This window comes from Streptomyces sp. MA5143a (assembly GCF_900290235.1).
Classification (GTDB): Bacteria; Actinomycetota; Actinomycetes; order Streptomycetales; family Streptomycetaceae; genus Streptomyces.
Genome location: NZ_OLMK01000123.1, coordinates 26876 through 36866 on the forward strand (window position 1 = coordinate 26876; position 9991 = coordinate 36866).

At 70.7% G+C, this 9991-nt stretch carries 9 protein-coding genes; 7 read left to right on the forward strand and 2 right to left on the reverse strand.

What is annotated here, in order from left to right; genetic code table 11:
• The first annotated feature begins 334 nt into the window (after window positions 1-334).
• From SMA5143A_RS39055 to SMA5143A_RS39085, 7 genes are all read left to right on the forward strand, one after another.
• Window positions 335-1600 carry a hypothetical protein gene (locus SMA5143A_RS39055; RefSeq protein ID WP_107467536.1) on the forward strand — a complete coding sequence of 422 codons (1266 nt, stop codon included), beginning with the start codon at window positions 335-337 and terminating at the stop codon, window positions 1598-1600.
• 76 nt (window positions 1601-1676) lie between these two features.
• Window positions 1677-2279 carry a TlpA family protein disulfide reductase gene (locus SMA5143A_RS39060; RefSeq protein WP_181362233.1) on the forward strand — a complete coding sequence of 201 codons (603 nt, stop codon included), beginning with the start codon at window positions 1677-1679 and terminating at the stop codon, window positions 2277-2279.
• Window positions 2280-2307: 28 nt separating this feature from the next.
• Complete coding sequence (locus SMA5143A_RS39065) at window positions 2308-3078, forward strand: cytochrome c biogenesis CcdA family protein (RefSeq protein ID WP_258193994.1); 771 nt, start codon at window positions 2308-2310, stop codon at window positions 3076-3078.
• 4 nt (window positions 3079-3082) lie between these two features.
• A complete protein-coding gene (resB, locus tag SMA5143A_RS39070; RefSeq protein WP_107467538.1) occupies window positions 3083-4786 on the forward strand; it encodes a cytochrome c biogenesis protein ResB in 1704 nt (567 codons plus the stop codon).
• Window positions 4783-5871 (forward strand): c-type cytochrome biogenesis protein CcsB, encoded by a 1089-nt coding sequence (gene ccsB, locus SMA5143A_RS39075; RefSeq protein ID WP_107467539.1) that lies wholly within the window; start codon window positions 4783-4785, stop codon window positions 5869-5871. Before resB ends, ccsB begins: the two co-directional genes overlap by 4 nt.
• Before the next feature lie 86 nt (window positions 5872-5957).
• Window positions 5958-6587 carry an RNA polymerase sigma factor gene (locus tag SMA5143A_RS39080; RefSeq protein ID WP_375136600.1) on the forward strand — a complete coding sequence of 210 codons (630 nt, stop codon included), beginning with the start codon at window positions 5958-5960 and terminating at the stop codon, window positions 6585-6587.
• A complete protein-coding gene (locus SMA5143A_RS39085) occupies window positions 6584-7720 on the forward strand; it encodes a CU044_5270 family protein (protein WP_107467541.1) in 1137 nt (378 codons plus the stop codon). Before SMA5143A_RS39080 ends, SMA5143A_RS39085 begins: the two co-directional genes overlap by 4 nt.
• 280 nt (window positions 7721-8000) lie before the next feature.
• Here SMA5143A_RS39085 and SMA5143A_RS39090 read toward each other — a convergent pair whose 3' ends face one another.
• Entirely contained in the window at window positions 8001-8663 is a 663-nt protein-coding gene (locus SMA5143A_RS39090) for a response regulator (RefSeq protein ID WP_107467542.1), read from the reverse strand.
• Window positions 8638-9810 (reverse strand): sensor histidine kinase, encoded by a 1173-nt coding sequence (locus SMA5143A_RS39095; protein WP_107467543.1) that lies wholly within the window; start codon window positions 9808-9810, stop codon window positions 8638-8640. Before SMA5143A_RS39095 ends, SMA5143A_RS39090 begins: the two co-directional genes overlap by 26 nt.
• Between the last annotated feature and the right edge of the window lie 181 nt (window positions 9811-9991).

Here is a 9991-nt window from a genome sequence, read left to right on the forward strand (position 1 = left end):
AGTTCCCCGTGCCCCTCAGTAACGTGCGGTTCCCCGCAGCCCCGAGGCGTCCTCTTCCCTTCTCCTCAAGTCGTGTCCCCTTGCTCTTGATCAACTGGAACCTTGCGGTCCGTACGTCTGTCCTAGGGGGCGTGCTCTTCTGTTCGGGGGGCGCGCCTCCGCGTGTGCCCCCGGCGTGCGCTTCGGTGTGCGGCGTACGGAGGGCGCATACAACCGTTTTCGGTCAAAGGCTCTGCAATATGTGCCAGATCGGCGGAACCCCGGCGATTCCCCTGACCTCTAAAACGGTGTGCTTCACGTCAAGAAGGGCGTGACCTGAACAAGGGGGGACGCAATGCGCCAAATCTCGCGCAGGGGAGTGCTCGGGCTCGGGGCGGGTGCCGCCGTTGGGCTCGGTCTGACCGGCTGCGGCACGGGGCTCGGGGGTGAGCCCGCCGAGGCCGGCGGCTCCGGGGGCGGCGGCAAGGGCAAGGGCAAGCCGAAGAAGAAGGTGACGCCGATCGGGGACGGTTCCACCGCCCGTACCGGCAAGCAGCCCCACCAGCCGGAGAAGCCGCGGCCGTTGGAGCCGGGCGAGACCCCGCCGCAGTTCGTGGTGTTCTCCTGGGACGGCGCCGGCGACGTCGGGAACGGCCTCTTCGAGCGCTTCCTGAAGGCGGGCCGGGACCACGACGCCCACATGACGTTCTTCCTCTCCGGGATCTACCTCCTGCCCGAGTCGAAGAAGCGCAAGTACCTCCCGCCGAACAACGCCCCCGGCGCCTCCGACATCGGCTACCTCACCGACGAGCACATCAAGTCGACTCTGGGGCACCTGCGGACGGCGTGGCTCGACGGCCACGAGATAGGCACCCACTTCAACGGCCACTTCTGCGGCGACGGCTTCGGGTCGGTCGGCAAGTGGACGCCCAAGCAGTGGCGCAGCGAGATAGAGCAGGCCAAGTCGTTCGTGACGGAGTGGAAGACGAACAGCGGCTGGACCGACCTCGACCCGCTGCCCTTCGACTACGAGAAGGAACTGGTCGGCGGACGCACCCCGTGTCTGCTCGGGCAGCAGAACCTGCTCCCCACCGCGCGCGAGCTGGGCTGGCGCTACGACTCCTCCTCGCCCGGCGGCCTCCAGGTCTGGCCCGGGAAGAAGCAGGGCGTCTGGGACCTGCCGTTGCAGTCCGTGCCGTTCCCGGGCCGCAGCTTCGAGGTCCTGTCGATGGACTACAACATCATGTACAACCAGTCCCAGAACTCCACCCAGGCCCCGCCCGCCAACTACCCGGCCTACCGCACCCAGGCCACCGGCGCGTACGTGGCCGGATTCCAGCGGGCGTACGAGACGAACCGGGCGCCGCTGTTCATAGGCAACCACTTCGAGGAGTGGAACGGCGGGGTCTACATGGACGCCGTCGAGGGGGCCCTCAAGCACATCGCACGGGCCAAGGAGAAGGCCAAGGACGGGGAGATCCGGATCGTCTCCTTCCGGCAGTTCGTCGACTGGATGGACGCGCAGAGGCCGGAGGTCCTCGCCAAGCTCCAGACCCTCGGCGTCGGGCAGCGGCCGGCGGGCGGCTGGAAGAGCTTCCTGAAGGCGGACTCGGCCGCCTGACCTCGGCTGACGCACGGCCGGGCGGGCTGCTCGACCCCGCCGCAGGTCGACGAAACGGGCATGCGAAACTTTTCACATGAGTGTCCGTACGAGCCGTAGTCGTGCCGCTTTGCTCTCCGCCGGGGCCGTCGCCCTGGCGCTGGTGCTGTCCGCCTGTTCGGGCGGAGGCATCGAGGGCGGTGGCGGCGGCACCGGCTTCGTGGCCGGCTCCGACGGCATCGCGACCGTGCGGAAGGGGGACCGGACCACCGCCCCCAAGCTCGCCGGAAAGACCATCGACGGTGACGAACTCGATGTGGCCTCCGCCTACAAGGGCAAGATCGTGGTCCTGAACGTCTGGGGCTCGTGGTGCCCGCCGTGCCGAGCGGAGGCGGCCAACTTCGTCCAGGTCTCCAAGGACCTCGCCGGTCAGGGCGTGCAGTTCGTCGGCATCAACACCCGCGACACCAGCACCCGTCCCGCGCAGGCCTTCGAGGAAGAGTTCAAGGTCACCTACCCGAGCCTGTACGACCCCACCGGCAAGCTGCTGCTGCGGTTCGAGAAGGGCACCCTCAACCCGCAGCTGATCCCCTCGACGATCGTCGTCGACCGGGAGGGCAGGCTCGCGGCGCGGGCCCAGACACCGCTCACCGAGGAAATGCTGCGCAAGATGCTCAAGCCGATCCTCGCGGAGAAGTGACGTGCCGGGAACGACGACCGCGACCGTGCTGAACACCGCCGTCACCACCAACGCCTCCGGCCTCACCGACACCGTCTCCAGCGGGGCCCTGCTGCTCGCGCTGCCGGTCGCCCTGCTCGGCGGTCTCGTCTCCTTCTTCTCGCCCTGCGTCCTGCCCCTCGTCCCCGGCTATCTGTCGTACGTCACCGGCGTCGGCGGCACCGACCTCGCGGACGCCCGCAAGGGGCGGATGGCGGCCGGGGCCGGGCTGTTCGTGCTCGGGTTCACCGCGGTGTTCGTCTCCAGCGGGGCCCTGTTCGGATACTTCGGGACGACGCTGCTGGAGCACCAGCAGGTGCTGAACAAGGTGCTCGGCGGGCTCATGATCTTCATGGGTCTCTTCTTCATGGGGCTGATGCCCTGGCTCACCCAGCGCGAATTCCGCTTCCACACCAAGCCGGCCACCGGGCTCGTGGGCGCCCCGCTCCTCGGTGCGCTGTTCGGCATAGGTTGGGTCCCCTGTATCGGCCCGACCCTCGCCGCCGTGAACGTCCTCGCGATGCAGGAGGGCAGCGCCGTGCGCGGCGCGCTGCTGATGGTGGCGTACTGTCTGGGGCTGGGCCTGCCCTTCGTGCTCGCCGCGGTGGCCTTCCGCAAGGCGCTCGGCGCGTTCGCCTGGGTCAAGCGGCACTACGCGTGGGTGCTGCGCATCGGCGGCGGCATGATGATCACCATCGGCGTGCTCATGCTGACCGGCGCCTGGGACCGCATCGTGCAGGAGATGCAGGTCTGGTCCACCGGCTTCACCCCTGGGATCTGAGCCAATGACGACGACCGACTCCGGCAAGCGCGACGACAGCGAACTCGACGTCGTCGGCTCGCGGCTGTCCACCGCCCCGCAGGAGGACGCCCTCAACGTCCCCCAGCTCGGGGTGATCGGCTGGGCCCGCTGGTTCTGGCGCCAGCTGACCTCCATGCGGGTCGCGCTGCTGCTGCTGTTCATGCTGTCGCTCGCGGCGATCCCCGGTTCGCTGATCCCGCAGAGCGGACAGGACGAGACCCGGGTCGCCGACTTCATGAAGCGGCACGACACCCTGGGGCCGGTCTACGAGAAGCTCGGGCTGTTCCACGTCTACAGCTCGGTGTGGTTCTCGGCGATCTACATCCTGCTGTTCATCTCGCTCATCGGCTGCATCGTGCCCCGCACCTGGCAGTTCGTCGGCCAGCTCCGCGGTCGTCCGCCGGGTGCCCCGAAGCGGCTGACGCGCATGCCCGCGTACGCGACCTGGCGCACCGAGGCCACCCCGGAGCAGGTCCGCGAGGTCGCGCTGAAGGCGCTGAAGCGGCGCCGGTTCCGCGCGCATGTCGCCGGGGACGCGGTCGCCGCCGAGAAGGGCTACCTCCGGGAGACCGGCAACCTCGCCTTCCACCTGGCGCTGATCGTGATGCTCATCGCCTTCGCCTGGGGCCAGCTCTACAAGTCCGAGGGCAACAAGCTGATCGTCGAGGGCGACGGGTTCTCCAACGTCCTGCCGCAGTACGACGACTTCAAGTCCGGCAACCTCTTCTCCGCCGACGACCTCAACCCGTTCAGCTTCGACCTCAAGGACTTCCGGGGCACCTACGAGACCAGCGGGCCCAACAAGGGCACCCCGCGGGTCTTCGAGGCGAACGTCGTCTACGCCGTCGGCGCGGACGGCAAGGAGAAGACCACCCGGATCGAGGTCAACAAGCCGCTGGAGATCGACGACTCCAAGGTCTATCTCGTCAGCCACGGCTACGCGCCCGTCATCACCATCAAGGACGGCCGGGGCAAGGTCGTCTTCGAGGACGCGGTGCCGCTGCTGCCGCTGGACGCCAACGTCACCTCCACCGGCGCGATCAAGGTGATGGACGGCTACCGCGACGGCAAGGGCAAGTGGGACCAGCTCGGCATCCAGGCGTTCTTCCTCCCGACGTACGGCGGCAAGGACTCGGCGGTCGTCTCGCAGTTCCCCGCGCTGCTGAACCCGCGGTTGAACCTGACGCCGTACCACGGTGACCTGAGGGTCAACGCGGGTCTCCCGCAGAGCGTGTACCAGCTCGACAAGTCGAAGCTGAAGGCGTTCCGCGACGCCAAGGGCGCGCAGGTGCGGGAGAACCTGGAGATCGGCGAGTCCATGACCCTGCCGAACGGGGCGGGCACCATCACGTTCGACGGTGTCAAGGAGTGGGCCGGCTTCCAGGTGACCCAGCAGCCCGGCAGCGGCTGGGCCCTCGGGGGCGCGATCGCCGCGATCCTCGGTCTCGCCGGGTCCCTCTTCATCCAGCGCCGCCGGGTGTGGGTCCGCGCGGTCGCCGGGCCCGACGGGGTGACCGTCGTCGAGATGGCCGGCCTCGGCCGCAGCGAGTCCGCGAAGGTGCCGGAGGAGCTGGGCGACCTGGCCGGCGTGATCCACGACGAGGCCCCCACCGCGCCCGACCCCGACCCGGATACCGACCCCGACTCCGAACCCCCAGTCGTCACTGCCGAAGGGGCTGAGAAGTGACTCTCGCCGCCGCGACCAACGAGAATCTCGCGAGCATCAGCAACACGCTGATCTACTCCGCGATGGCCGTGTACACGCTGGCCTTCTTCGCGTACATCGCCGAATGGCTGTTCGGCAGCCGCAGCAAGGTGGGCCGGACGGCCGCCGCGCTCACCGCCCAGGACGGCGCGGCGAAGAAGACGGCCGCGCCCTCGGTGACCGTGAAGTCGGCCGGGGGCACCTCCGTGCTGGAGCGGCCGAAGGTCGTCGTACGGGCCGCCGCCGGCGCGCGGGACGTGCCGGACGGGCCGGGCGCCCACGGCGGTGACGAGCAGGGCGACCTCTACGGCCGTATCGCCGTGTCCCTCACGGTGCTGGCGTGGGCCGTCGAGGCGGCCGGTGTGCTCGCGCGGGCGCTGTCGGTGCAGCGGGCGCCGTGGGGCAACATGTACGAGTTCAACATCACCTTCTCCACCGTGGCCGTCGGGGTGTTCCTCGTGCTGCTCGCGCTGAGGAAGAACGTGCGCTGGCTGGGCCTGCCACTGATCACCACGGTCCTCCTCGATCTCGGTCTCGCCGTCACTGTCCTGTACACCGCCAGCGACCAGTTGGTTCCCGCCCTCCACTCGTACTGGCTGTACATCCACGTCTCCACCGCGATCTTCTGCGGCGCCGTCTTCTACGTGGGTGCGGTCGGCACGATCCTGTACCTGTTCAAGGACTCCTACGAGAGCAAGCTGGCGAGCGGTGGCCGGCCGGGCCGGTTCGCGACCTCCGTCATGGAGCGGCTGCCCGCCTCTGCGTCCCTCGACAAGTTCTCCTACCGCGTCAACGCCGCCGTCTTCCCGCTGTGGACGTTCACGATCATCGCGGGCGCCATCTGGGCGGGCGACGCGTGGGGCCGCTACTGGGGCTGGGACCCCAAGGAGACCTGGTCGTTCATCACCTGGGTCGCCTACGCCGGCTATCTGCACGCCCGCGCCACCGCCGGGTGGAAGGGCCGCAAGGCCGCGTACATCGCGCTCGTCGCCTTCGCCTGCTGGCTGTTCAACTACTACGGCGTCAACATCTTCGTCAGCGGCAAGCACTCCTACGCGGGCGTCTGACCGGGCATCCTCCGTACACCGAAGGCCGGTTCCTGTGTGACGTGGGTCACGGGAACCGGCCTTCGGTGTACGGACAGGGGGATGACGTGGAGACGAATCAGGGGGACCGGAGCGCGTTGCGCGCCCGGATCAGGGACGGGGACGCGGAGGCCTTCGGCGAGGTCTTCGACGCGTACGCGCGTTCCGTCTACAACCATGCCTTCCGGCTGACGGGGGACTGGTCGACGGCCGAGGACATCGTGTCGCTGACCTTCCTGGAGGCGTGGCGGCTGCGGGACCGGCTGGACCGTGAGGGCGGTTCGCCGCGCCCGTGGCTGCTCGGCATCGCCACCAACGTGACCCGCAACAGCCGCCGCACCGCGCGCCGGCACGCCGCGGCCGTGGCCCGGCTGCCGAGGCCCGAGTCGGTGCGGGACTTCGCCGACGACGTGGCCGGGAAGGTCGACGACACGGCGTACCTGCGGGCGGTGCGCACGGCGGTGGCCCGGCTGCGGCGGCCCGAGCGCGAGGTGCTCGCGCTGTGCGCCTGGGGCGGCCTCGACTACGCCGCCGCGGCATCGGCGCTCGGCGTTCCCGTGGGCACGGTCCGCTCCCGCCTCTCCCGCGCCCGCGCGAAGCTCGCCGCGGCGCTCGCCGGGGAACCCGCCGCCCGGCGCGGACAGACACAAGGCGGCCACACTCCCGTGGCCGGGCCCATCCAGGAGGGGAACCAGTGAACGACAACCCGTCCCCCCACGACATCCCTTCCCCACCGGACGCCTCGCCCTCGCCGGACGCGGCGGCTTCCCCGCAGGCCCCGGCCTCCCCGGACGTTCCGGCCGCCGTGGAGCGGGAGTTGCCGCCGGGCCGTCACCGCGTTCTGAGGGAGCAGCTGATGCGGGAGATCGAGAACCGTACCGAGAGCGCCGACACCTCCCGTCCGGTGGACGTACGGCCACTCTGGCGGCGGCCCGCCTTCGCCGCGCCCGCCGTGGCCGCCGCCCTGACCGTCGCCGTCGTCATCGGCTCCGCGGTGATCGCCGAGCCCCCGGCGCCGAATGTGCCGAAGAAGGGGGACCCTTCGGGCGGCGTCCTCAGCGACCGGAGGGCCGCCGAGGTGCTGGAGCGGGCCGCCGAGGCCGTCGGCAAGCGGAAGCCGCCCACGATCGAGGACGACCAGTTCGTCTACATCAAGCAGGAGGACTACCACTGGAAGATGGACGAGGACTTCATGAGGTCCGACTGCGACGGCACCAAGGAGGGGCATCCCTACGGGACCCAGGAGTTCTGGAGGTCGGCCGACGGCAAGCACGTCGGGCTGGCCCGCGAAGAGAAGTTCGGGGAGATCGTCAATCGCCGTCTCCACGTGCTGCCGCGCATGAAGGGCTTCATCACCTCCTACCGGCAGGCCGAGGACGAACTGCCCGACGAGGTCGAGGACATGTACCGGTACCTGTACGGGGCGAAGGCCGGCAAGGAGCCCAAGGCCGGCGACAAGCGCGCCGACCGGAAGGCGTTCGCGAAGGGCGCCGAGCTGCTGGCCGGGCAGCTGCTCCCGCCGAAGACGGAGGTCGCGCTGTACCGGGCGCTGGCCCGGATCCCCGGGCTGACCGTGTACGAGGGGGCGCGGGACACGGTGGGCCGCTCGGGCGTGTCCGTCGGGCTCGCGGGGTGGTTCAACGACTACGGGCAGGGCCGGTCCCGCTACGAACTGCTCTTCGACGAGCGGACGTCGGCGTTCCTGGCGTTCAACTCGGTCAACCTCAACCCGCTGGACGAGGACTGCGAGTCGCTGAGGGTGGGGGACCTGGTGTCGTCGGAGGCGATCCTGAAGCGGGGGGTGGTGGACCGGGTGGGGGAGCGGCCGTGAGGGGGCGCCTGATAGCTCGGGGGCGCGCGGGTCGTTGGCGGGTGCGGGTGGGTGGGGGCTGGTCGCGCCCGCGCGGCGGAGCCGCAAGTGTCACCGCCCCGCGCCCCTGAAAAGCGGCCGGGGCTGCGCCCCGTGCTTTTCAGGGAGAAGGGCGGGCCGCAGGCCCAGCCCTCCAGGGGCGCGGGGAACTGCGCGAGAGACCACGACGTACCCGCACCCGCCGACGCACCCGCGCCCCCCACTCCACTGGGGCGCGTAGGGGCATGGCCCCGCACCCGGCTCAGGTTCCGGGGAGGATACGGCGTGTTTCGTAGGCCCACATCGCGATCTCGACCCGGTTGCGGGCGCCGAGTTTGGCCATCAGGCTGGCCAGGTGCGTCTTCACCGTGCTGAGGCTGATGTGCAGTGCGTCGGCGATCTCGGTGTTGGTCAGCCCGCGAGCGACGGCGAGGAGCACCTGCTCCTCGCGGGCGGTGATCGGGGAGACCGGCTGGACCACGGGCCGGCCGGCGGGCAAATCCGAGAAGGCATGGAGCAGACGGACGGTGACGCTGGGCGCGATGAGCGCCTCACCGTCGGACGCCGACCGTACGGCCTGGGCCAGAAGGTCCGGTCCCGTGTCCTTGAGGAGGAATCCGCGGGCGCCGGCACGCAGCGCGCCGTAGACGTACTCGTCGAGGTCGAACGTGGTGATGACGACCACGGCCAGCGGGTCGGCGACGCCCGGGCCGGCGATCAGCCGGGTGGCCTCGAGCCCGTCGAACACGGGCATGCGGATGTCGAACAGGCAGACGTCGGGACGCAGTTCGCGGGCCAGGCGCACCGCCTCCCGCCCGTCGGCGGCCTCGCCGACCACCTCGATGCCGGGCTGGGCGTTCAGCATGATCCGCAACCCGGTGCGGATGATCGTCTGGTCGTCAGCGACGAGGACGCGAATGGACACCGCGCTCGCTCCTCGCTCTCGGCAGTTCGGCTTCGACATGCCAGCCCCGGTCGGTACCCGGGCCGGCTCGTAGGGTGCCGCCGAGCAGGGTCGCGCGCTCGCGCAGTCCGGTGAGTCCGTATCCGTCGCGACCCCGGCCGGTGCGCCGGCCGTTGTCGCGCACGCTCACCCGTACCGTGTGCCGTTCCGCGGCGACCCGGACGACGAGCTCGGTCGCGTCGACCGCATGGCGCAGCGCGTTGGTCACCGACTCCTGCACGATCCGGTAGACGGCCGCGTCCACGGTGGGGGACAGCGCGTCCAGTTCGCCGTCGAGCCCCAGGTCGACCCTGAGGCGGCCACCCGGGGTGCGCACCAGGCGCTCCAGATCCGCGACTCCGGCAGGCGGCGCCAGCTCGGCGCCGACCTCGCGGTCGCGCAGCGCGGCGACCATGGCGCGCATTTCCTCCAGTGTGCGCGCGCCTTCCTCCTCGACCCCCTCCAGCGCCTCGACGGCGGCGGACGGGTCGGTGCCCGCGAGCACCCGGCCCGCCTGAGCGATGATCACCATGGCCGACACGTGGTGGGCCACCGTGTCGTGCAGTTCCCGGGCGAGCTGCTCGCGCTCGCGGGAGCGCACCTGTTCCACCTGCCGCTCGCGAGCGGTCACCCGGAACCGCACGGCAGCGCCGACCACGCCGGGCAACATCAGGAAGACGAGGCCCACGACCTTTTCGACGACCGGGGTGTCGTCCGCGACGACACACAGCGTGCCGACCGCGAGGACCACCGCGCCGCCCAGCACGGTCTCGCGTCCCGATCCCCACCGGGGCAGCGCGTACACCAGCACGAGCACGACCGTGCCGGTGTACAGGCCGACGGGCTCGCGCGGTGCGGCGACGAGCGAGGCCACCTGGAGCAGGGCCACCGAGCCGAACGCCAGCGTCACCATCGCCAGCGGGCGGGTACGGCGCCACAGGGGCAGCAGCCACAGCCACACGGCGAACACCACCGCCACCGGCCGCCACACGACGTCCTCGCGCAGGGTGGCCTCCAGCACCACACCGGCAAGGCCCGCGGCGAGCAGCGCCCAGTCCCGCCGCACCCGGGCGGGCGCGTCGGGCGGCCGGGGTTCGGTCCACAGGGTTCGCAGGTCGTCTCGGAGCACGGTTCTCAGCCTAGGGATCGCGGCGTGCCGCGCATCGGCCGAAAGGACGGGTCGTCACTCCGCCCCGGGGCCGACGGATCCGCGGCCCGCGGGCCGATGCCGCGGAGCGCCGTGGCGACGAGCCTCGGCATCGGCGGCCGTACAAGGACGGCCGACGAGGTGGTTGGAGGACCTGATGCTC